This is a genomic window from Dactylosporangium salmoneum, assembly GCF_039532525.1.
Classification (GTDB): Bacteria; Actinomycetota; Actinomycetes; order Mycobacteriales; family Micromonosporaceae; genus Dactylosporangium; species Dactylosporangium salmoneum.
The window spans coordinates 66954-88281 of sequence record NZ_BAAARV010000026.1; the positions used below are offsets into that span (position 1 = coordinate 66954).

Annotated in this window: 17 protein-coding genes; 7 read left to right on the top strand and 10 right to left on the bottom strand. The window is 74.1% G+C overall.

Going from position 1 to position 21328, the window contains the following annotated elements; genetic code table 11:
- Positions 1-203: 203 nt before the first annotated feature.
- From ABD352_RS18330 to ABD352_RS18340, 3 genes are all read right to left on the bottom strand, one after another.
- The gene (locus ABD352_RS18330; RefSeq protein ID WP_344613610.1) at positions 204-1088 is read right to left on the bottom strand and encodes a diacylglycerol/lipid kinase family protein; all 885 of its coding nucleotides are present in this window, start codon (positions 1086-1088) and stop codon (positions 204-206) included.
- A complete protein-coding gene (locus ABD352_RS18335; protein WP_344613611.1) occupies positions 1085-1231 on the bottom strand; it encodes a hypothetical protein in 147 nt (48 codons plus the stop codon). Before ABD352_RS18335 ends, ABD352_RS18330 begins: the two co-directional genes overlap by 4 nt.
- 167 nt (positions 1232-1398) lie before the next feature.
- Complete coding sequence (locus tag ABD352_RS18340; RefSeq protein WP_344613612.1) at positions 1399-2181, bottom strand: DUF1206 domain-containing protein; 783 nt, start codon at positions 2179-2181, stop codon at positions 1399-1401.
- A 66-nt stretch (positions 2182-2247) separates the two neighbouring features.
- Here ABD352_RS18340 and ABD352_RS18345 point away from each other — a divergent pair, with 66 nt between their 5' ends.
- From ABD352_RS18345 to ABD352_RS18355, 3 genes are all read left to right on the top strand, one after another.
- On the top strand, positions 2248-3660 hold the full coding sequence (locus ABD352_RS18345) for a phosphatase PAP2 family protein (RefSeq protein WP_344613613.1): 1413 nt from the start codon (positions 2248-2250) through the stop codon (positions 3658-3660).
- A 241-nt stretch (positions 3661-3901) separates the two neighbouring features.
- The gene (locus tag ABD352_RS18350; RefSeq protein ID WP_425553566.1) at positions 3902-5431 is read left to right on the top strand and encodes a phospholipase D family protein; all 1530 of its coding nucleotides are present in this window, start codon (positions 3902-3904) and stop codon (positions 5429-5431) included.
- Positions 5432-5482: 51 nt separating this feature from the next.
- The gene (locus ABD352_RS18355) at positions 5483-6163 is read left to right on the top strand and encodes a phosphonatase-like hydrolase (protein ID WP_344613615.1); all 681 of its coding nucleotides are present in this window, start codon (positions 5483-5485) and stop codon (positions 6161-6163) included.
- A gap of 127 nt (positions 6164-6290) precedes the next feature.
- Here the strand turns inward: ABD352_RS18355 and ABD352_RS18360 are convergent, their stop codons facing one another.
- The 4 genes from ABD352_RS18360 to ABD352_RS18375 all read right to left on the bottom strand — a co-directional run bounded on the left by ABD352_RS18360 (position 6291) and on the right by ABD352_RS18375 (position 12750).
- Positions 6291-7910: an acetolactate synthase gene (locus ABD352_RS18360; RefSeq protein ID WP_344613616.1), complete on the bottom strand. Its 1620-nt coding sequence runs from the start codon at positions 7908-7910 to the stop codon at positions 6291-6293.
- A 414-nt stretch (positions 7911-8324) separates the two neighbouring features.
- Positions 8325-10448, bottom strand: a complete 2124-nt coding sequence (locus tag ABD352_RS18365) for an Hsp70 family protein (protein ID WP_344613617.1) — start codon at positions 10446-10448, stop codon at positions 8325-8327.
- 24 nt (positions 10449-10472) lie between these two features.
- Complete coding sequence (locus tag ABD352_RS18370; RefSeq protein ID WP_344613618.1) at positions 10473-12269, bottom strand: Hsp70 family protein; 1797 nt, start codon at positions 12267-12269, stop codon at positions 10473-10475.
- A gap of 10 nt (positions 12270-12279) precedes the next feature.
- Complete coding sequence (locus ABD352_RS18375) at positions 12280-12750, bottom strand: DUF6232 family protein (RefSeq protein ID WP_344613619.1); 471 nt, start codon at positions 12748-12750, stop codon at positions 12280-12282.
- 70 nt (positions 12751-12820) lie between these two features.
- Here ABD352_RS18375 and ABD352_RS18380 point away from each other — a divergent pair, with 70 nt between their 5' ends.
- Positions 12821-13606 carry an enoyl-CoA hydratase/isomerase family protein gene (locus ABD352_RS18380; RefSeq protein ID WP_344613620.1) on the top strand — a complete coding sequence of 262 codons (786 nt, stop codon included), beginning with the start codon at positions 12821-12823 and terminating at the stop codon, positions 13604-13606.
- Positions 13607-13673: 67 nt separating this feature from the next.
- Here the strand turns inward: ABD352_RS18380 and ABD352_RS18385 are convergent, their stop codons facing one another.
- Positions 13674-14483, bottom strand: a complete 810-nt coding sequence (locus ABD352_RS18385) for an ABC transporter ATP-binding protein (protein ID WP_344613621.1) — start codon at positions 14481-14483, stop codon at positions 13674-13676.
- A 52-nt stretch (positions 14484-14535) separates the two neighbouring features.
- Here ABD352_RS18385 and ABD352_RS18390 point away from each other — a divergent pair, with 52 nt between their 5' ends.
- Together ABD352_RS18390 and ABD352_RS18395 are read left to right on the top strand one after the other, a co-directional pair.
- On the top strand, positions 14536-15507 hold the full coding sequence (locus ABD352_RS18390) for an ABC transporter ATP-binding protein (RefSeq protein ID WP_344613622.1): 972 nt from the start codon (positions 14536-14538) through the stop codon (positions 15505-15507).
- The gene (locus ABD352_RS18395) at positions 15504-16496 is read left to right on the top strand and encodes an ABC transporter permease subunit (protein WP_344613623.1); all 993 of its coding nucleotides are present in this window, start codon (positions 15504-15506) and stop codon (positions 16494-16496) included. The genes ABD352_RS18390 and ABD352_RS18395 overlap by 4 nt, the downstream gene beginning before the upstream one ends.
- A 101-nt stretch (positions 16497-16597) precedes the next feature.
- On the opposite strand, the gene ABD352_RS18400 is transcribed toward ABD352_RS18395, so the two are convergent.
- Positions 16598-17770 carry an ROK family transcriptional regulator gene (locus ABD352_RS18400; protein WP_344613624.1) on the bottom strand — a complete coding sequence of 391 codons (1173 nt, stop codon included), beginning with the start codon at positions 17768-17770 and terminating at the stop codon, positions 16598-16600.
- Between the two features lie 223 nt (positions 17771-17993).
- On the opposite strand from ABD352_RS18400, the gene ABD352_RS18405 reads away from it, so the two are divergent.
- A complete protein-coding gene (locus ABD352_RS18405; RefSeq protein ID WP_344613625.1) occupies positions 17994-19445 on the top strand; it encodes a glycoside hydrolase family 3 protein in 1452 nt (483 codons plus the stop codon).
- 59 nt (positions 19446-19504) lie between these two features.
- Here the strand turns inward: ABD352_RS18405 and ABD352_RS18410 are convergent.
- Positions 19505-21328, bottom strand: a 1824-nt coding sequence (locus ABD352_RS18410; protein ID WP_344613626.1) for an NAD-glutamate dehydrogenase domain-containing protein, incomplete at its 5' end; no start/stop codon positions are given.

The following is a 21328-nucleotide window of genomic DNA, read 5'->3' on the forward strand; positions in this document are numbered from 1 at the left end:
CGGAACGGGCCAAACCGCGCCCCTCAGACCAGGCTGGGCGGAACCACGCTCAGGACGGCACCCCATAGCGCGTCCGGGCGGCCCAGGACGGGCAAGGCCAGGCCACACTCCCGGATGGCGATATTCACCCTCAATCAACGCGCCCGCGCGCGTCAGCACGGCCACAGGAGGGTCGGCGGAACCTAAGTCCGGCCAGGGGGCGGTCAGGAAGGCGGCACGCAGACCGTGAGCGCGCCCGGGCGCACGCGAGCCGACAGGCGGCGGCCAGGCGCGATGACGTCGCCGTCGATCTCGCGCGGCTCCTCGCGGGTGGCGTGGATCTCCACCGCGCGGGCGCGGAAGGTCTCCAGGCCCGCTGCCCGGCGGGCCAGCAGCACGCCGCCGGCGAGCCGCGCCCAGTCCGCCACATGGGCCGGGGTCAGGACCGCGACGTCGAGCTCGCCGTCGTCCGGCTGGGCGTCGGGGAACAGGCGGATGCCACCCTGCAGCCGGCCCACGTTGGCCACCAGCACCGCGGCCGCGCGGCGGTGCAGCCAGCGGCCGCCGTCGAGCCGTAGCCGCACCGACATCCGGCGGCGGGTGAGATTGCGGATCCCGGACGCGACGTACGCGGCCCAGCCGAAGCGGCGCTTGGCGTCGTCGGGCGTCTCGCCGACCATCGCCGCGTCGAAGCCCATGCCGGCCATCACGGTGAACACGCCCTCGCCCTCGACCTCCCCGACGTCGATGCGCCGGCGATCACCCGCGACGGCGACGGCGACCGCCTCGGCGACGTCGCGCGGGATGCCGAGGTTGGTGGCGAGCAGGTTGCCGGTGCCGGAGGGGACGAGCGCCACGGCCACATCGCTGCCGGCCAGCTCGCCGGCGACCGCCATGACGGTCCCGTCGCCGCCGCAGACGAGGACCACCTCCACGCCTGCCTCCGCGGCCTCGCGGGCCATGCCGCAGCCGGGGTCCTCGGGCGTGGTCTCCAGCCACAACGGCTCCGGCCAGCCGGCCGCGGCCAGCGCGTCGCACAGCTCGCGGCGCCGCTCCTCGAGGTCCAGGACCTTGGAGGGGTTGATGACCACCGCGGATCGGACGCTCACGCGGCCACCTCCCGAGCGTCGGCAACGGGCAGCGGCCAGCCGATGCGGTCGAAAAGCCCCTGGGCGCGCCGCCCCATGTCGGATCGGCGCCCGCGGGCCGCCTCCCGGCCACCGCGCGGACGCGCGCCGCCGACGATGCTCACGGTCCAAAACTCCGCCGCCGAGTACCGCGCCGCCAAGCACCGCACCGCCGACGACGGCAGGTCACGGGCCTGCGACGCACAGAATCGCGACCCGCAGGAGCGCCGCCACACTCCGGAACGCGACCTGCGCGAAAGCCGCCGTGCGCGGGCGCGCGGCTCCGAGGGGGTCACGTGCCGACCTTGCGGTAGCGGGCCTGGAAGAAGCAGTAGACGCCGAACCCGGCCACCCCGACCGTGACCGCCAGCAGCAGGAACTTGCCGTACGGCTGCCCAGCCAGCGTGTGCAGCGCCGCGTCCAGCCCGCGGGACTTCCCGGGATCGTTGGTGACGGCCGCGTCGATCAGCAGGTACCCGACGATGCCGAACGCGACGCCCTTGGCCACGTAGCCGATCTGACCGGCGTGCACCGCAACCGTGCGGTGGTGCGGGGAGGCGATCGTGAGCTTGCGGGAGAACTTGCGCTTCCAGCCGTACCAAGCCATCCCCAGACCGAACGCGAGGACGCCCAGGCCGACGAGGCCGACCAGCCACTCCCCCGCCGTGCGGGCCATCAGCCCGGCGGTGGCCTGCTGCTGTTGCTGCGCGCTCGAGGACGGCGCGCCGAGCACCACCTTGCCCGCGGTCCACGCGAGGACGCCGTAGACCACCACGCGGGCGGCCGAGGAGATCCGCTCGACGATCCGTTCGCGTCCGTGCGACTCTCGGTGGCCCCAGGCGGCCAGCATCGCCTGCCACACGGCGAGGGCGAGCAGGCAGACGATGACGAACCACAGCAGGAACTCGCCGAACGGCTGCTCGGCCAGCTTCCGGAATGCCCCGGACTGGTCGCCCTCCTCACCGGCCCGGCCGAACGCGATCTGCGCGGCTACCCAGGCCAGGGCCAGGTGCAACAGCCCGTACCCGATGAAGCCGACTCGCGTCAGCATCTTCAGGAGATCGTTGTTCGTCATGTTCTGGCATTCCCCCGATTGGGCATGACGGCAAACGTGAGGAGCGATAAGGCAGCCATTTGGCGCATGACGGGATTCGGCGTCGCGGCCCTGCTGTTCAGCGTGCTGGTGATCGCCGTGCGGGTCCGGTGGGTGCCCCTGGAGTCGCTCGACCGCGGCGTCGTCGACGGGCTCAACGCGCTGGTCGCGCCGCACCGGCCCCTGGTCACGCTCATGGGCGGGATCAGCCGGCTGGGCAGCTTCGGCATTCTGGCCTGGCTGATCGCCATCGCCGCGACCCTGCTGCTGGTCCGCCGCCGGCTGCGGCTGGCCAGCTTCCTGGTGGCCACCGCCCTCGGCGGCCTGGTGCTCGACCCGACGCTCAAGCTCGCCGTCGGTCGGCTCCGCCCGGTCGTCGAGCGGCCGGTCGCGCACGGGGGCGGCAACAGCTTCCCCAGCGGCCACGCGCTCAACTCGTTCATCTGCTACGCCGCGCTGCTGGTGGTGTTCCTGCCGGCGCTGCCCGCCCGGTGGCGCCGCCCGGCGTTGCTGGCCGGCGGCGTCCTGGTGCTGCTGATCGGCTTCAGCCGGCTCGCGCTCGGCGTGCACTTCCTCTCCGACGTGATCGGCGGCTGGTCGCTCGGCGCCGCCTGGGTCGGCCTGTGCGCGGCCGCGTTCGAGCTGGTCCGCCACGAGAGCGGGAAGCGGGTCACCGCCCCGCTGGCCGAGGGCCTGGAGCCGGAGGCGGCCCGCGACCTGCACCCGGCCGCGCCCGGGCGGGCCCCGGCGGAGGCGCCCCGGCGGCTGTGGGCGGTCGCCGGGCTCGCGGTCGCCTGGGTGCTCACGCTCGGGGCGCTCGTGGCGGTGGGGCTGCCGCTCGCGCGGTACCAGCACGGCAACGGCAACGTGCTGGGCGACCACGCGATCCCGCACTGGTTCGCCGCGCATCGCGACGCCGCCCTGGAACGGATCACCGCCACCGGCAGCGACGTCGGCAACACGCACGCGATCCTCGCGATCGGGCTGGTCGTCGGCGCGGTCGCGCTGGCCGTGGCGCGCCGCTGGCGGCCGGTGGTGTTCCTGCTGACGGTCATGTTCGGGGAGCTCACGCTCTTCCTGGCCAGCGCCGCGATCGCGGGGCGGGCCCGGCCCGACGTGCCGAACATGGACGGGCAGCTGCCGACGTCGAGCTACCCGTCCGGGCACGTGGCCGCCACGATCTGCCTGTGGGCCGCGGCCGCCCTGCTGGTGCTGCCGCGCACCCGCGCGTGGTGGCGCTGGCTCTTCGTCGCCGCCGCCGTGCTGATGCCGCTGTGGGTCGCGGTCGCCCGGTTGTACCGCGGCGAGCACCACCCCACCGACATCCTCGGCAGCGTGCTGCTGGCCGGCCTGTGGGTCCCCGCGGCGTGGTGGCTGCTGCGCCCCAACGCCGACGTCACCGAGCACGCGACCGCCCGACCGGCACCGGCGACCGCGCGACCGGTCCGGGCAGCCCCATGACCGCCAGGAGGCGCGCAGCACCGACCTGCAGGCCCGGAACACCGGCGGGCACGGACGAACGACCGCCCAGGACGCACGAAGCACCGGCCAGGGGGCGCGAACAACCGGCCAGGGGGCGCGAACGACCGGCCAGGAGGCGCACGTGACGGACCGGGAGACGCGAACGACCGGCCAGGAGGCCCGAACGACCGGCCAGGAGGCGCACGTGACGGACCAGGAGGCGCGAACGACCGGCCGGCAAGTGCGCACGACCGGCGAGGAATGGCTGCTGGACGCGCAGGAGCGCGGCAACCCGCACACCCGCCTCGCCGCGTGGACCGACGGCAACGCCGCGCGCCCGCTCGTGGACGGCCGGGCGTACTACGACGCGCTGTTGCCGGCCCTGCGCGGCACCCGCCGGGGCGACCTCATCCTGTTCACCGACTGGCGCGGCGACCCCGACCAGCGCCTCGACGGGCCCGGCACCGAGATCTCCCAGGTGCTGTGCGAGGCCGCCCGCCGCGGCGTCGTGGTCAAGGGCCTGATCTGGCGCTCGCACCTGGACCGGCTGCGGTTCAGCGAACAGGAGAACAAGCACCTCGGCGACGAGATCGAGGCGGCCGGCGGCGAGTGCCTGCGCGACATGCGCGTGCGCCCGGGCGGCTCGCACCACCAGAAGTTCGTCGTCGTGCGCCACCCGGACCGCCCGGAGCGCGACGTCGCCTTCGTCGGCGGGATCGACCTGTGCCACGGGCGCGGGGACTCCCCGGAGCACGAGGGCGACCCGCAGTCGCAGCGGATGGCCGCGACGTACGGCACCCGGCCGCCCTGGCACGACGTGCAGCTGGAGCTGCGCGGGCCGGTGGTCGGGCAGGTCGAGACGACCTTCCGGGAGCGCTGGGAGGACCCGACCCCGCTGTCACGCAACCCGTTCCTGCGGCTGCAGGACCGGCTGGACGGCGAGGACGTGCGGGCCGACCCGCTGCCGCCCCAGCTGCCGGACCCGCCGCCGGCCGGGGCGCTTCGCGTTCAGCTGCTGCGGACGTACCCCTACCGCCGCACGGCCCGCTACCCCTTCGCCCCCGAGGGCGAGCGCAGCGTGGCCCGCGGCTACCGCAAGGCCGCCGCGCGGGGGCGCCGCCTCATCTACCTCGAGGACCAGTACCTGTGGTCGCCGCAGGTCGCCGGCTGCTTCGCCGACGCGTTGCGGGCCACGCCCGGGCTGCACCTGGTCGCCGTCGTGCCCCGCCACCCGGACGCGGACGGGCGCATCGGGGGAACCCCGCAGCTGTACGGCCGCGAGCGGGCCCTGGCCATCCTGCGCGCGGCCGGGGGCGAGCGGGTGCACGTCTTCAGCCCGGAGAACGCGCAGGGCACCCCCATCTACGTGCACGCCAAGGTCTGCATCGTCGACGATGCGTGGGCGACCATCGGCTCCGACAACGTGTCCCTGCGCTCCTGGACCCACGACTCGGAGCTCACCTGCGCGGTCGCCGACCCGACCGGTGACTACGCGCGGTCGCTGCGCCGGCGGCTGGCCCGCGAGCATCTTGGCATCGACGTCGATGAGGACGACCCGGACGCTTTCATCGATGCGTTCGAGCGCTGCGCCGCCGGACTGCAGGCGTGGCACGACGGCGGAAGGCAAGGTCCGCGGCCGTCCGGGCGCCTGCTGCGGTACCGCGGGCCACGCCTGGACGCCTGGACGCGCCGGTGGTCGGGCGTGCTGTACCGCCTGATCCACGACCCGGACGGGCGCCCGCCCGCGCTGCGGCGAACGGGTGCCTTCTGACGGTTTTGTGGCGTTCACCATCCGGTCTCCTGGCCGTGCTCCCATCGCGGGATGACCGCGTGGCAACTGGCCTGCATTGACATGGCAGGCACTACGGTGCGTGATGACGGCCTGGTCGAGCAGGCCTTCACGGTGGCGTTCGCCGGCGAGGGCGTCGCACCGGGCACCCCTTCGCACGACCGCATGCTGGCCGTCGTGCGCAAGACGATGGGACAGAGCCGGATAGAGGTGTTCCGCCTGCTGCTCGATGGCGACGAGGCGCGCGCCCAGGCCGCCAACGAGACCTTCGAGGAGGCGTACGGGCTGCTCGTCGACGAGGGCGCGGTGCTGCCGATCCCCGGCGCCATCGAGGCCATCAAGGCGCTGCGCGCCAACGGGATCAAGGTGGCCCTGACGACCGGCTTCGCGCGCGCCACCCAGGAGGCGATCATCGACGCCCTCGGCTGGTGGGGCCAGGTCGACCTGGTGCTCTCGCCGGCCGACGCGGGGCGCGGGCGCCCGTTCCCGGACTTCATGCTCGTCTCGGCGCTGAAGCTGGGCGTCGAGGACGTGCGCCGCATGCTCGTCGTCGGCGACACGCCGCTGGATCTCATCGCCGGCCAGCGCGCGGGCGCGGGCCTGCTCGTCGGCGTCCTCACCGGCGCGGGCGACCGCTCGGCGCTGCAGGCCGCCGGCGCGCACGAGGTCATCGGCTCCATCGGCGAACTGCCCCGCCTGCTGGGCCTCGAGTAGGCCGACCGGCCCGCGGCGGGCCGAAGCGCAAGACAGCACCACGACCCACGAGGTACCACCGGCCAGACCACCCACAAGGTGGCACGGGCCAGGTTCGATCAGGCAGGCTCGATCAGGCCGGGTTCGGTCAGGCGAGGTTCGACGAGCGGGGGTAGGCGTCCTCCGGATCGGTGAGCACGTTCACCAGGTACGGCACGCCCGACGCGAACGCGCGCCCCAGCGCCCCCGCCAGGTCCCCCGGCTTCTCCACCGTCTCGCCGGCGCCGCCGAGCGCCTTCACCACGTCGTCGTAGCGCAGGCCCGGCTGCAGGTCCGCGGCCACGTCGTAGCCGTAGATCTGGCGCATCGGGTGCTTCTCCAGCCCCCAGATGCCGTTGTTGCCGACCACGATGACGACCGGCAGCTGCTGGCGGACCAGCGACTCGACGTCCATGAGCGAGAAGCCGGCCGCGCCGTCGCCCATGAGCACGCAGATCTGGCGGTCCGGGTACGTGATCCGCGCCCCCATCGCGTAGCCCATGCCGGTGCCGAGGCAGCCGTACGGGCCCGGGTCGAGCCAGGTGCCGGGCCGGGCGGGCTCGAGGTACTTGCCGGCGTAGGAGACGAAGTCGCCGCCGTCGCCGATGGTCACCGCGTCGTCGGCCAGCACCTTGCGCAGCTCGCCGTAGACCCGGCTGGGCTTGATCGGGTCGGTGTCGGCCTCCAGCGCGTCGGTCTCCTTCGCCTTGGCCGCGTTCTCCGCGGCGCGCAGCGTGGCGATCCACTCCTCGTGGTCGGCGACCAGGCCGGAGTAGGCCGCGAAGGCGCCCAGGATCAGCCGCAGGTCGCCCGCGGGCGCGGCGGCCGGGGTCACGTGCCCGGCCTGCTGCGAGGCCGCGTCGGTGACGTGCACGACCTGCGCGCCGCCGAAGTCGCCGAAGCCGAGCCGGAAGTCCAGCGGCGTGCCGACGACGGCGACCACGTCGGCCCCGCCGAAGGCCGGCTTGCGCGCCCGCGCGAACGCGAGGGGGTGGCCGGGCGGCAGCGTGCCGCGCCCCATGCCGTTGGCGAAGACCGGGATGCGCAGCGCCTCGGCGGCCTCGCGCAGCGCGGCGGTGGCGTCGCCGGCCCACACATCGGAGCCGGCCACGATCACCGGCCGCTGGGCCGCGGCAAGGAGGCTGACGGCGCGGTGCACCTCGTCCGGATCGGGTTCCTCCAGCGGTACCGCGGGCGAAGGCTCCTCATCGACCTCACCGGTCGAGAACACGACCTCGAGCGGGAGGTCGACGAAGACCGGTCCCCGGTGCGGCGTGAGGGCGGCCAGGGCGGCGGCCCGCATCCGCGCGTAGACCTCGTCGGTGGCGAAGATCGTCTCGGCGTGCTTGGTGACGGCGCGCACGACGGGCAGGTGGTCCATCTCCTGCAGGCTGCCCGAGCCCCAGCGGAACTGTGGGGCGCGGCCGCCGAGCACGACCACGGGCGCGCCGTTGAACATCGCGCTGGTCAGGCCGGACACGCCGTTGGTGACGCCGGGCCCGGCGGTGAGCACGGCCAGCCCGGGGCGGCGCTGCAGCTTGGCCACCGCCTCCGCGGCGAACACGGCGGACTGCTCGTGCCGCACGTCGACGATGCGCACGCCGGCTCGCTTGGCCGCGTCGTACAGCGGGAAGACGTGCCCGCCGGACAGGGTGAACATCTCGTTGACCCCGAAGCCGCGCAGCGCCGCGAGCGCCAGGTCGCCACCGTGCCCGTCGATCCTCGTCATGTGCGAATCCTACTCACATTCATGGGTTGCCGGAGCCGAGCATGCACGTGCCGCCGCGACCAAGCGCGCGGGTCGCCCTGACCAAGCACTGAGGGACCGCCGCAGCCAAGCGCTCACGGGCCGCCGCAGCCGAACACCCGCGGGCCGCCGCGACCGCGCCCGGGGGCGCCCCACCCGAACGCGCACGAAGCGCCGCGACCGAGCAGCCGCGGGGCGCCGCAGCCAGCACTCACGAGCCGCCGCGACCGAGCGCGCGCGGGGGCGCCGCAGCCAGCACTCACTGGCCGCCGCGACCCAGTGCGCGCGGGGGCGCCGCAGCCGAACGCGCACAGAGCGCCGCGACCGAGCAGCCGCGGCGCGCCGCGACCGAACGCCCGCGGGTTGTTGCGGCCGAGCGGTCGCGGAGCCGAGCTCTCACGGGGTGTCGGAGCCCAGCCAGCCCGCCACCGGCTGCGGCCAGCGGTCGGTGGTCAGGTAGTACGAGACGCAGCCGGCCGCCAGCGGTGTCGCCACCAGCAGCAGCACCACGAGCAGCGTGAGCAGCGCCCGGGCGGCGGGGCTGCGGCGCGGTCGCCCGCCCTCGTACACCTTGGCCGGCGGCGCGGAAACCCGCTGCTGGGACGGCCGGGACTGGGGCGGCGTCGCGGCGTCCGCGCGGAGGGGCTTGCCGTACTCGTCGTACCGCGTCGACGGCTCCGGCACCGACTGGTACACCCGCCCCTGGTTCTGCGGCGGCGGCGCGGACACGGGCGGGCTGGAAACCGGCGGCGGCATCGAAACAGGCGGCCGCGGAACCGGCGGCATCGAAACAGGCGGGGAACCAACCGGCGGGGAAGCAACCGGCGGCCGCGAAACCGGCGACGAAGAAAAAGGCGGCGAAGAAACCGGCGGCGTGGAATGGGACGGCGAAGAAACCGGCGGCGTGGAATGGGACGGCGAAGAAGCCGGCGGCGTCGAAACAGGCGGCGCGGGCGGAGCCGACGAAACCGGCGTCGGCCTGAACGGGGGCGGCGCGTACGGAGGCGGCGAAACCGGCGAAACCGGAGGCGGTGCCGAGACAGGGGTCGACGAGGCCGGGGCATCGGGCCACAGGGGACTGTCCACCGGCGGCACCGACATGGGCTGCGCGGACACCGGCTGCGCGGACGCAGGCGCGCCGAACCCTCCCGACGGCGGCATCGAGAACCCGACGGCCGGCGAAACCGGCGAGGCAGCAGCCGGCGGCAAGGCAGAACCCTGCGGCAAGGCAGAACCCTGCGGCAAGGCAGAACCCTGCGGCAAGGCAGAACCCTGCGGCAAGGCAGAAGGCGGCGACGCGGAGGCGAACGGCGAGGACGCGGGAGACGGCGACGAGACAGGAGGCGCGGAGGCGGGCGCCGGCGTCTGCCACAACAGCCCCGGAACCTGCGGCAGCACCCCGGTAGCCGGCCCGGGCGCCGGATCCGAACCCGTCGGCGCCGCCGTCGACCCGGCCAGCATGCTGCCCTCGGCGACCACCAGCTCCGGCTGCTCGATGGCCACCGGCGCCCGCTTCAGCTCGCGGTGCAGCAGCGTCGCCACCAGCGGCATCCGGCTGGAGCCGCCGACCAGGAACACGCCCGCGACGGCGTCCTCGGGCAGCTGCGCCCAGCGCATCACGCCCTCGGTCACCCGCACCGTCTGGCGCAGCATCGGCAGGGCGAGGCCCTCGAGTTCCTCCCGCGTCAGGTGTACGTCCACATTGAGCAGCGGAACCGTAAGGTCCGAGGCCGGCTGGCGGGAGAGCCGCTCCTTCGCCACCTTCGCGTCGTCCCACAGCAGGCGGCGGTGCCGGCGGTCCTCGACGGTCTGCGGGCCCATCAGCCGCGCCCACTCCTGCGGGGCCCGCGGCTCGCAGAGGGTGCCGATGTGCTTGACGATCGCGTTGTCCACGTCGACGCCGCCGATGTCGTCGCGCCCGTCGACGGCGAGCGTCTCGAAGCCGTTCGCGGTGCGCGCGACCACGCTGGCGTCGAACGTGCCCGCGCCGAAGTCGTACACCACCACGACCGAGCCGACCCGCACGTCGTGGCCGAGGACCTGGGTGAAGTACGCGGCGGCGGCCACCGGCTCGGGCACCAGCCGCACCCGGCCCAGCCCGGCCGCCGCGGCGGCGTCGGCGATCGACAGGCGCCGGGTGGCTCCCCAGGAGGCCGGGACGGTCACCGTCACCTCGGGCACCACGTCGGCGCCGACGGTGCGCGCGAACTCGTCGCGCACCCGGCGCAGCACCGCGGCCACGAGGTCGTTGACCGGCACCTCCCGGTCGCCGAGCAGCACCGTGCCGTCGTCGATGCGCCGCTTCGGGTTGGGCTCGAAGCGGGCGGGCTCCAGCCGCGCGCTGTGCACCGCGTCGCGGCCGACGATGATCGCGCCCCCGGGCTCGGCGTACACCGCGGAGGGCAGCAGCGGCGAGCCGTCGAAGATGAGGGGTCGGGAGCGCCCGTCGGGCCAGCGCACCACCGCGACGGTGTTCGAGGTGCCGAAGTCGACCCCGAGCCGGATCCCTGGCGTAGGCATGCCCCGAAGTCTAGGGGGAGACGCCTAGCCCGCGGCGTTCTGCGCAGGAGGAGAGGCAGGAGGCATCTTCGGCCGGGGCGGGCGGCGCAGCCAGCGGTGCGACGGCGGCAGCAGCAGCCCGGCCGTGGACGCGGCGAAGACCACGCCGGGGATCAGCGTCCAGTAGCCGCCGCCCTCGGTGGTCAGCGCGAGGTTGCAGGCCGTCACGATCACGCAGAGCGCCAGGGGGTACCACAGGTGCCCGCCCGCCGGCCGCCTCGCCCGGCCGGCGCCGTGCAGGAGCAGCGTGGCCAGCACCACGCAGATCCCGGCCCACTGCAGGCTGTCGGTGGTGAGCTGGTCCTTGTCGATGTCCGGGGGCGGGTTCTGGACCAGCTGGATGCCCCCGCCGGCGAGCAGCAGGAGGGCGGTGAGGAGGTAGAGCAGCACACCGTACGTCGTCATGAACCCGGCCGGCCACCGGATCGACCACGGCGCGCGCAGCCGCGGCTGCATCGGCGGCGGCGGGAGGTACACGACCTGTGGAGGCGGCGCGTAGATCACCTGCGGCGGTGGCGGGTACACCGCGTGCGGCGGCGGAACGGGCGGCCGGCGCCGCACCGGAGGGCTGACGGGAGTGGGGCTGACCGGGGTCGGACTGATCGGGGCGGCGGCCGCGGGACCGGGCGAGACCGGCGGAGCCGGAACAGAAGGCACAGCAGCGGCGGGCAACGCCAGGGCGCCGGAGGTGGCCGGGGCCGCGGGCACGGGCTGCGTGGGGAGGGGGACGCCGTTGCGGGAGCGCACCGCCGGGCCGACCAGCACCGCCCCCTCGGCCACCACCAGCTCCGGCTGCTCGATCATCACCGGCGGCCGCCCGAACTCGCGGTGCAGCTCGGTCGCCACCAGCGGCATCTGCGAGGCCCCGCCGACCAGGAAGATCCCGGCCACCTGCTCCGGGACGAGCCGCGACAGCCGCAGCGTCTCGCCCAGCACCTGCACCGAGCGCTCGATCAGCGGCCGGGCCGCCGCCTCGAACTCCTCCCGGGTGAGCTGGACGTCGCGGTCCAGCAGCGGCACCATCACGGTCGCCGACGCGGCGCGCGACAGGCGCTCCTTGGCCTCGCGGGCCTCCTCGCGCAGCCGCCGGGCGGCCCGGGGGTCGGCGCTCACCCGGTCCCAGTCCCCGGCCGGCAGGGCGCGGCCGATCAGCCCGACCACCACCTCGTCGAAGTCCAGCCCGCCGAGGTCGTCGCGGCCGCCGACGGCGAGCACCTCGAAGCCGGCCCGGGTGCGGGCCACCACGCTGCCGTCGAACGTGCCCGCGCCGAGGTCGTACACCACGACCGACGAGCCGACCGGCACCATGTTGCGCAGGACGCGCACGAAGTACGTGGCCGCGGCGACCGGCTCGGGGACGAGTGCCGCCGCGGGCAGCCCGGCCCGCCGAATCGCCTCCTGCAGCGTGTTGCGCCGGGTGGCGGCCCAGCCGGCGGGGTGGGTGACGGTGACCGCGTCGGGGGCGCCGCCCGCGGTGCGGGTGAACTCGGCGAGGACGCGCTGGAACACCGCGGTCACCATCTCGGGCACCGGGACGTCGCGCTCGCCCAGCAGCACCGAGCCGTCGTCGATGCGCCGCTTCGGGTTGGGCTCGAAGCTCTCCGGCGCCCGGCGCGAGCTGTGCACGGCGTCGCGGCCGACGACGAGGCCGCCCTCCTCCAGCGACACGGCCGAGGGCAGCAGCGGGGAGCCGTCGAAGAGCAGCGGGCGGGCGCGCCCGTCGGGCCAGCGGGCCACCGCCACCGTGTGCGACGTGCCGAAGTCGACGCCCAGGGCCACCATGCCGCGCAGTCTAGGCCGACTGTTCGACCGCCCGCTGGAGCGCGCGATAGATCTGTCCGAACTTGGGGGCGTCCGTGGTCGAATAGATCATCGAGTCCCCGTCGCTGGTGCGCACCCAGATCTCGTGCACGCCCTTGCCGTGGTCGTGGGCCCGGTCGAGCAGGTCCAGCAGGCCCTCGAGGGCGAAGGCGACGATCCCGCCGATGACGATGACCGCGAGGATGCCCCCGGCGATGTACATGGTGCGCTGCTCGCCGCTGAAGTCGATGCGCCGCGCGAACATCCCGGCGGCCACCAGCAGGCCGAGGACGAGCAGCACCGCCCCGCCCCGGGTGCCGATCATGTAGAGCCCGTGGCGCAGCCGGCCGGTGCGCTCGTGCCAGATGTACGTCAACGTCTCCAGCGGGTACCACACGTCACGGATGCGCACGCCGCCGGAGCTGACGTGCACCACATTGTCGCGGTAGTACGTGGTCGCCATGACATGTTGACGGTACAGCGGAATACGCTCCGGACGACGACAACGACGTTGAGGAGACACAGTGGACGCGGTGAAATCCGAGGGGAGCCGCCTCGTGCGGCTGGAGGTCGACGGCGGCATCGGCACGATCCGGCTCGACCGGCCGCCGATGAACGCGCTGAACGTCCAGGTCCAGGAGGAGCTGCGGGCCGCCGCGCACGAGGCGACCGCGCGCGAGGACGTGCGGGCCGTCATCATCTACGGCGGGGAGAAGGTGTTCGCCGCCGGCGCCGACATCAAGGAGATGGCCGGCATGGGCTACGCCGCGATGGCCGCCCGCGCGGTCGCGCTCAGCGGCGCGTTCGACGCGGTCGCCCGCATCCCGAAGCCGGTCGTCGCGGCGATCACCGGCTGGGCCCTGGGCGGCGGCTGCGAGCTGGCGCTCACCGCGGACTGGCGGGTCGCGGCCGAGGACGCCACGCTCGGCCAGCCGGAGATCACGCTGGGCATCATCCCGGGCGCGGGCGGCACCCAGCGGCTGGCCCGCCTGCTCGGCCCGGCGCGGGCCAAGGACCTCGTCATGTCGGGCCGGCGCGTGCCCGCCCCGGAGGCGCTCGCGATGGGGCTGGTGGATCGGGTGGTACCGCGGGACGAGGTCTACTCGGCCGCCCTCGAACTCGTGCGGCCCTACGTCAACGGGCCGGCCCTGGCCCTGCGCGCCGCCAAGCAGGCGATCGACGGCGGCCTCGACATGGACCTGGCCTCCGGCCTGGCCTGGGAGAGCCAGCTGTTCGCGGCCCTGTTCGCCACCGAGGACAAGGTGGAGGGCATGGCCGCGTTCGTGGAGAAGCGGGCGCCGAAGTTCGAGGGACGCTAGCCGCTACGAGTCCTCCGGGCGCCCCGGTCGGCCGGGGCTCCCGGGGACGTACGAGTGCCGGGTCTTGCTAGGCACCCTGCGCGTGGAAGCGATCGTTGGCCGTCGACAGGTGCAGCGGCATCCCGAACGTCTTGGACAGGTTCTCGGCGGTGATGGTGTCCCGGAGCAGGCCCTGGGCCACCACGCCGCCGTCGCGCATGAGCATCGCGTGGGTGAAGCCCGGCGGGATCTCCTCCACGTGGTGCGTGACGAGCACCAGCGCGGGCGCGTCCGGGTCGGCGGCCAGGCCGGCGAGGCGGCGCACCAGGTCCTCGCGGGCGCCGAGGTCGAGGCCGGCCGACGGCTCGTCGAGCAGCAGCAGCTCCGGGTCGGTCATCAGGGCCCGGGCGATCTGCACCCGCTTGCGCTCGCCCTCCGACAGCGTCCCGTACAGCCGGTCGGCCAGCCCGGCCACGCCCAACTGGTCGAGCAGCGCCATGGCCCGGGCCTCGTCCATCCGGTCGTAGCGCTCGCGGAAGCGCCCGACGACCGCCCAGGACGCGGTGACCACGATGTCGCGCGCGGTCTCCTCGGCCGGCAGCACCAGGCCGTTGGACGAGAAGCCGATGCGGGGCTTGAGCTCGGCGATGTTGGTCCGGCCCAGCCGCTCGCCGAGCACGGTGACCGAGCCGCGGGTCGGGTACATCCGCGCGCCGGCCAGGTTGAGCAGCGTCGTCTTGCCGGCGCCGTTCGGGCCGAGGATCACCCAGCGCTCGTCCAGCTCGACCTGCCAGCTCACCGACCGGATCAGGTCGCTGCGGTTGCGGGTGACCGTCGCCTGTTCCACCTCGATGACAAGGTCATCTGACACGTGCCAATCCAACCACGGCGGGGACATCGACGAATTCCGGGGCCCCGCGCGGCGGGTGAAGCCCGTATTGTGCGCGGGGATGACAGCCGCATTGGAAATTTCCGGCCTGGTCAAGACGTATCGGAGCGTGTTCGGCCGGCCGCGGGCCGCGATCGACGGGCTGCAGATGGTCGTGGAGCCCGGCCAGATCCACGGGTTCCTCGGCCCGAACGGCTCGGGCAAGTCGACCACGCTCAAGACGCTCCTGGGCCTGCTGCGCGCCGACGAGGGGCACATGTCCATCCTCGGCCAGCCCGTGCCGCGCCATCAGGCGCAGGTGGCCCCGCGGGTCGGCGCGATCGTCGAGGCGCCGGCGTTCTTCGGCAACTTCACGGGGTACAAAACCCTCTCCCTGCTGGCGAAGGCCGGCGGCGTGCCGAAGCAGCGGATCGGGATCGTGCTCGACCAGGTGGGCCTGTCCGACCGGGCGGAGGACCACGTCCGCTCCTACTCCCTGGGCATGCGCCAGCGCCTCGCGGTCGCCTCGGCCCTGCTCAAGGACCCCGAGCTGCTCATCCTGGACGAGCCGAACAACGGCCTCGACCCGGCCGGCATCCGCGAGATGCGCGACCTGCTGCGCACCCAGGCCGACCGCGGCATGACCGTGGTGATCTCCAGCCACATCCTCGCCGAGATCCAGCAGATCTGCGACTCGGTCACGATCATCTCCCGCGGCCGCACGGTCGCCGCCGGCGCCGTCTCCGACGTGCTCGCCGTGGCCGACAAGGGCGCCTACCGGGTCCGCGTGGACGACCACCAACGCGCCGCCCAGATCCTCATCGAGGCGGGCGCCGACGTCAGCGTCGCCGGCGACCATCTCGTCGTGCACGACCTCGCCGACGCCGCCTGGGTGTCCCACGCCCTGGGCGTCAACGGCCTGTGGGTGCGCGAGCTCGCCCCGGTCGCCCAGCTCGAGGACGCCTTCCTGACCCTGACCGGCGGCGGGCCGCGCCGCGGCGCGTTCCGCCCTGTCGACGACTCCGACTGGTCCGAGGAGGAGCAGCAGGTATGACCCGCTTGTTCGCCGCCGAGTGGGCCCGCTTGTTCAGCCGCCGGGTCACGCTGGTCACCCTGGTCCTCATCGGCGTCCTGCTGCTGTTCCTCACCTTCGGCTTCTCGCTCACCCGCAGCACGCCGACCCCGGCCGAGGTCCAGTCCGCCAAGGAGAACGCGGCCAGCGCCGCCGCCGTCTGGGACCGCAACGTCGAGCACTGCGGCAACGTGCAGTCGGGCCTGGAGACCGCCGGGCGCAACGAGTCCTTCCCGCGGGCCTGCGACTACGGCCCCCGCCCCACCCCCGACTCGATGCTCGACTACGGCTTCTCCTTCCACCGCCAGTGGCCGTCGCTGTTCTACACCGCCGCCATCGTCCTGGCGGTGGCCGGTTTCGTCGTCGGCGCGTCGTTCGTGGGCGTCGAGTGGAGCTCGGGCGGGATGGCCGGCCTGCTGCTGTGGGCGCCCCGCCGCGGGGCCGTCCTGGCCGCCAAGCTGCTGGCGGCGTGCGCGGGGTTCGGCCTGGTCTCCGTGGTGTACCTCACCGTCTGGACCGGCGCCTTCATGGCCGTGGCCGCGGGCAACGGCACGGTGAGCCAGATGACGTCCGGGGAGTTCGGCTCGCTGCTGGTCACGGGCGTGCGCGTCGTGCTGCTGGCCCTGGCCGGCACGGCCCTGGGCTTCTCGATCGCCTCGCTGGGCCGGCACACGTCCACGGCCCTGGGCGTCGGCATGGCGTACCTGCTCATCTACGAGCTCGGCGCCCTCGTGCTCTTCAGCGTGGTGCAGACCGTCGACTACTCGCAGAAGTTCCGGCTCTCCAGCTACATCTCGGCGTGGCTGACGAAGGACTACACGTTCGACACCGACGTGAACCCGTACTGCCACTGCGTGCCGCCCAAGGGCTTCTCGGGCAGCTGGCAGCAGGGCGGGCTGGTCATCGCCGCGTTGGTCGCCGTCGTGGCGATCTCCGCCTTCGTCTCGATGCGCCGCCGCGACGCCCGCTGAGCAGGCGGCACGCCGCCATGAGGCCCGCCGAGCAGGCGGCACGCCGCCATGACGCCCGCTGAGCAGGCGGGCGGACCCGGCACAGCCACGGCGTGAAACTTTCACGCCGTGGAGCCGAAGACCTCTTCGCGCACCGCGTCGAGCCCGGTCAGGATGGCCCCGTTGAGCACCGGCTCGGAGGCGACCTCGGTGGGCACCACCCGGGGCGAGACGACCGCGATGGCGGCGACCTCGTGCTGGACCCGCTGGGCCAGGTCGGCCCCGCCCGCCTGGCCGATCTCCCCGGCCAGGACCACCAGCTCCGGGTCGAGGACGAGCCCGACCGACGCCACGCCCAGCGAGATCCGCCGGGCCAGCTCGTCCAGGAAGGGGCTGCCCGCGGTGCCGGCGGCGATGGCGGCGCGGACCGCGTCGGCGGCGCCGGTGGCCTTGAAGCCGTGGGTCTTGGCGATCTGGCGTACGGCCACGGCGTCCACCAGCGCCCGGAAGCCGCTCTTCGAGCGGCGGGACGCGTCGCGGCTCACCTGGGTGCCGGCGACCGGGAGGTAGCCGATCTCGCCGGCCGCGCCGACGCTGCCACGGTGCAGGCGGCCGCCCAGCACGACGGCGGTGCCGACGCCGCGGTCGAGCCAGACGAGCACGAAGTCCTGGGCGCCGATCGCGGCGCCGCTGTGCTGCTCGGCGATGGCGGCCAGGTTGACGTCGTTCTCGAACATGACCGGGCGGTCCAGGTCGTCGCGCAGCGCGGTGAGCAGGCCCCGGTGCCAGCGCGGCAGGTCCCAGGCGAAGGTGATCTCGCCGCTTTTCGGGTCGACCAGGCCCGGCGTGCCCAGCACGATGCGGCGGATGCGGTCGATCGGGGCGCCCGCGGCGCCGGCGGCCTCCACGACCGCGGCGTGCACGACCTTGACCGGGTCGTCGCCGTCGCCGATCGACACGTCGGTGCGGCCGACGATGTTGCCCGTGATGTCGGCGACACCGGCCACCACGTGGGCCGGGCCGGCCTCGACGCCGACGACGTAGGCGGTGGACGGCACGACCGCGTACATCTGCGCGTTGGGGCCGCGCCCGCCGGCCTGCTCGCCGACCCGGGCCACCAGGCCGCGCTCCTCCAGCCGCTCGACCAGCTGCGATGCGGTGACCTTGGACAGGCCGGTCAGCTCGCCCAGCTGCGCGCGGGTCAGCGGACCGCGGGTCAGCAGCAGCTCGAGGGCGGCACGGTCATTGAGGGCGCGCAGCAGGCGGGGCGTGCCGGGAAGTCGGGCGGAACTCATGGTGACAAAGACCCCTAGTATTTAGGAAACTTTCCTATTAGCGTGCCACAAGCAACCTATTGGGAAAGCGTACGGTCAGACCACCCGGTCGGCCTACGCACAACCGGTCAAGAAGCTCTTACGATCGTGGATAGCGCATCAGACGAGTGTGCAGCATCCGGGCGCGCGCCGAGGGGCGGCCGGATCTGACGGCACCGTCCCGCGCCTAAGGGGGAAGAACATCGTGTCGACCGATCCCGGACTCCGCCGGCTGGCCCTGGGCACGCTGCTGGGGGCCTTCCGCGGAGAGCAGGCCCCGGCGTGGGCCGTGGACCTCCTCGCCGAAGGGATGGCCGGGCACCTGCTCTTCGGCTTCAACATCGTCGAGCGCGACCAGCTCGCCGCGCTCACGGCGAGCCTGCACGCGGCCCGCGAGGGCGTGCTCATCGCCATCGACGAGGAGGGCGGCGACGTCACCCGCCTGGCCCACCGGCTGGGCAGCCCCTACCCGGGCAACGCCGCGCTGGGCGCGCTCGGTGACCCCGCCGTGACCCGCAGGGTGTACCGCACCATCGGCGCCGAGCTCGACGGCCTGGGGATCAACCTCAACCTCGCCCCGACCGTCGACGTGAACACGGCTGACGACAACCCGATCATCGGCACCCGCAGCTTCGGCGCCGACCCGCTCGCCGTCGCCACCCACACCGCCGCCGCAGTGCTCGGCCTCCAGGGCGCGGGCGTGGCGGCGTGCGCCAAGCACTTCCCGGGTCACGGCGCCACGCTCGCCGACTCCCACCTCGAGCTGCCCACGGTCGACATCGACGCCAGCGTGCTGCGCGGCCGCGAGCTCCCGCCGTTCGTGGCCGCCATCGAGGCCGGCGCCAAGTCGATCATGACCGCGCACATCCGCGTCCCGGCCCTGAGCGGCGACGCCCCCGCCACCTTCAGCCGCGCCGTCCTCGTCGACCTGCTGCGCCGGGACCTCGGCTTCGGCGGCGTGGTCGTCACCGACGCCCTGGAGATGCTCGGCGCGGCCCGCTACGCCGGCGGCATCCCGGCCGGCGCGGTGCTGGCCCTGGCCGCGGGCGCCGACCTGCTGTGCATCGGCGCGGACATCGACGAGCAGATCACGAACGCCTGCGCCGACGAGATCGTGGCCGCGGTACAGGACGGGCGTCTGCCCCTCGACCGTCTCGAGGAGGCCGTGGCCCGCGTCGCCGACCTGTCCGCCTGGACGCGCTCGGGCGCGCGGACCGACCGCGAGGAGCCGGGGCTGGGCTACCCGGCCGCGCTGGGCGCGGTGCGCATCGAGGGCACCCACGACGCCGCGGCCGCGCCGCTCATCGTGCAGCTGGAGTCCGAGTCGTCGATCGCCGCCGGCCGCGTGCCGTGGGGCCTCGGGCCGCACGTGAACGGCACCGAGCAGGTGCGCGTGGTGGCCGGCGCGGCCGACCCGGAGGACATCCGGGCCCGGGCCGGCGGGCGCCCGATCGTCGTCGTGGGGCGCAACGTGCACCGCCTGGCCGGGGCCCGCGCCCTGGTGGAGACGCTGGCCACCACCCACGCGGTGACGGTGGTCGAGATGGGCTGGCCGTCATCCTGGCGGCCGGCGGGGGCGCGCGCCTTCATCACGACGTGGGGCGCCAGCCACGCCAACGGCCGCGCCGCCGCAGAGACGCTGGGCCTGGCCGCCTGACCGGCCGGAAACGGGAAGGGCCGGATGAGCCAAGGCTCATCCGGCCCTTTCGTTGAACGTCAGGCCGCCGAGGCGCGCACCAGGGTGCGGATCTGGCGCAGCAGCACGGAGATCGCCGCCAGGTCGCCCGGGGACTCCCCGAACTCGCCGATCGCGTTGCGCGTCCGCGCGATCGACGTCGCGTTGCTCTGCTCCCACTCGTGCACCCGGGCCTCCGCCTCCGCGTCGGCCGAGGTGGCGTTGAGCACCTCGGCCGTGAGCGCCGCCAGGGCCGCGTACAGGTCGTAGCGCAGCGCCATCCGGGCCAGCGTCTGCCACCGGTCCTCGCGCGGCAGGGCCGAGATCCGCGAGAGCAGGTCGTCGACCCGGAAGCGCTCCGAGAGCAGGTAGTACACGGTCGCCACCTCGCTCACGTCGCGGCCCGTGGTCGAGGCCACCTCGACGATGTCGAGGAGGCCGAAGCCATACATGATCCGGGTCGTGACGTCGGCGATCTCCTCCGGCAGGCCCAGCTCGCGCAGGCCCGCGGTGTTGGCCCGCAGCGCGTCGCGCTCGCGGCCGCGGAAGAGGGTGTCCAGCTGCGGCAGCAGCCGGGAGACGCCCGGGCGCAGGCGCGCGATCTCGCCGGGCACGTCGATCGGCAGGCGGCGGTTGGAGACCAGCCAGCGCACCGCCCGGTCGAGCAGGCGGCGCATCTCCAGGTACACCGCCGTCTGCGACTGGGTCGGGATCTTGTTGTCCAGCGACTCCACCGCCCGGCGGAGGTCGCCCAGGCCGTACACCTCGCGGATCACGACCGAGGCGCGGAGCACGTCCGCGGCGCCGGCCCCGGTCTCCTCCGAGGCGCGGTGGAAGAACGACGTGCCGCCGCGGTTGACCGCCTCGTTGACGACGGCGGTGGTGACGATCTCCCGGCGCAGCGGGTGTTCGGCCATCGCCTCGACGAAGCGCTCCCGCAGGGCGGTCGGGAAGTACTCCACCAGGACCTCGCTGGTCCAGTCCTCGTCCGGCAGGTCGGAGTCGAGGATCTCGTGCTCCAGGACGATCTTGACGTAGGAGAGCAGGACGGCGAACTCGGGCGAGGCGAGGCCGACGCCGGTGGCGGCGCGCTCGTCGAGCACCTCGTCGGTCGGCAGGCCCTCCAGCGTCCGGTCCAGCTGGCCCCGCCGCTCGAGATCCGCGATGAGCCGCTTGTGCACCGGCAGCAGCGAGCGGGACTGCGCCCGCGCGTTGCCCAGGGCCGTGGCCTGGTCGTAGTTGTCGCGCAGGACCAGCTCGCCGACCTCGTCGGTCATCTCGGCCAGCAGCGGGTTGCGGTCGGCCGGTTCGAGCGCGCCCGCGGCCACCGCGCGGTCGAGCAGGATCTTGATGTTGACCTCGTGGTCGGAGCAGTCGACGCCGGCCGAGTTGTCGATGAAGTCGGTGGCGATGCGGCCCCCGTTGAGGGCGTACTCGATGCGGCCGCGCTGGGTCAGGCCCAGGTTGCCGCCCTCCCCCACCACCTTGACCCGCAGCTCCCGGCCGTTGACCCGGACGTAGTCGTTGGCCTTGTCGCCGACCTCGGCGTGCGACTCCCCGGTCGCCTTCACGTAGGTGCCGATGCCGCCGTTCCAGAACAGGTCGACCGGCGCGGCGAGCACCGCGTGCATGAGGTCGTTCGGGGCGAGCGGGCCGTCGCCGACGATGCCGAGCGCGGCCCGGGCCTCCTCCGACAGGGCGATCGACTTGGCCGTGCGCGGGTACACGCCGCCGCCGGCCGAGATCTTCGACCGGTCGTAGTCGTCCCACGACGAGCGGGGCAGCTCGAAGAGGCGCCGGCGCTCCTCGTACGACGACGCGGCGTCGGGCGAGGGGTCGATGAAGATGTGCCGGTGGTCGAACGC

What these genes read in the sequence shown, in the direction of transcription:
- ABD352_RS18375 (WP_344613619.1), bottom strand. Translation starts at nt 12,750, where the DNA reads ATGGCGACCACGTACTACCGCGACAATGTGGTGCACGTCAGCTCCGGC.
- ABD352_RS18390 (WP_344613622.1), top strand. Translation starts at nt 14,536, where the DNA reads ATGACAGCCGCATTGGAAATTTCCGGCCTGGTCAAGACGTATCGGAGC.
- ABD352_RS18395 (WP_344613623.1), top strand. Translation starts at nt 15,504, where the DNA reads ATGACCCGCTTGTTCGCCGCCGAGTGGGCCCGCTTGTTCAGCCGCCGG.
- ABD352_RS18400 (WP_344613624.1), bottom strand. Translation starts at nt 17,770, where the DNA reads ATGAGTTCCGCCCGACTTCCCGGCACGCCCCGCCTGCTGCGCGCCCTC.
- ABD352_RS18370 (WP_344613618.1), bottom strand. Translation starts at nt 12,269, where the DNA reads ATGGTGGCCCTGGGCGTCGACTTCGGCACGTCGCACACGGTGGCGGTG.
- ABD352_RS18345 (WP_344613613.1), top strand. Translation starts at nt 2,248, where the DNA reads ATGACGGGATTCGGCGTCGCGGCCCTGCTGTTCAGCGTGCTGGTGATC.
- ABD352_RS18385 (WP_344613621.1), bottom strand. Translation starts at nt 14,483, where the DNA reads ATGTCCCCGCCGTGGTTGGATTGGCACGTGTCAGATGACCTTGTCATC.
- ABD352_RS18340 (WP_344613612.1), bottom strand. Translation starts at nt 2,181, where the DNA reads ATGACGAACAACGATCTCCTGAAGATGCTGACGCGAGTCGGCTTCATC.
- ABD352_RS18355 (WP_344613615.1), top strand. Translation starts at nt 5,483, where the DNA reads ATGACCGCGTGGCAACTGGCCTGCATTGACATGGCAGGCACTACGGTG.
- ABD352_RS18360 (WP_344613616.1), bottom strand. Translation starts at nt 7,910, where the DNA reads ATGACGAGGATCGACGGGCACGGTGGCGACCTGGCGCTCGCGGCGCTG.
- ABD352_RS18365 (WP_344613617.1), bottom strand. Translation starts at nt 10,448, where the DNA reads ATGCCTACGCCAGGGATCCGGCTCGGGGTCGACTTCGGCACCTCGAAC.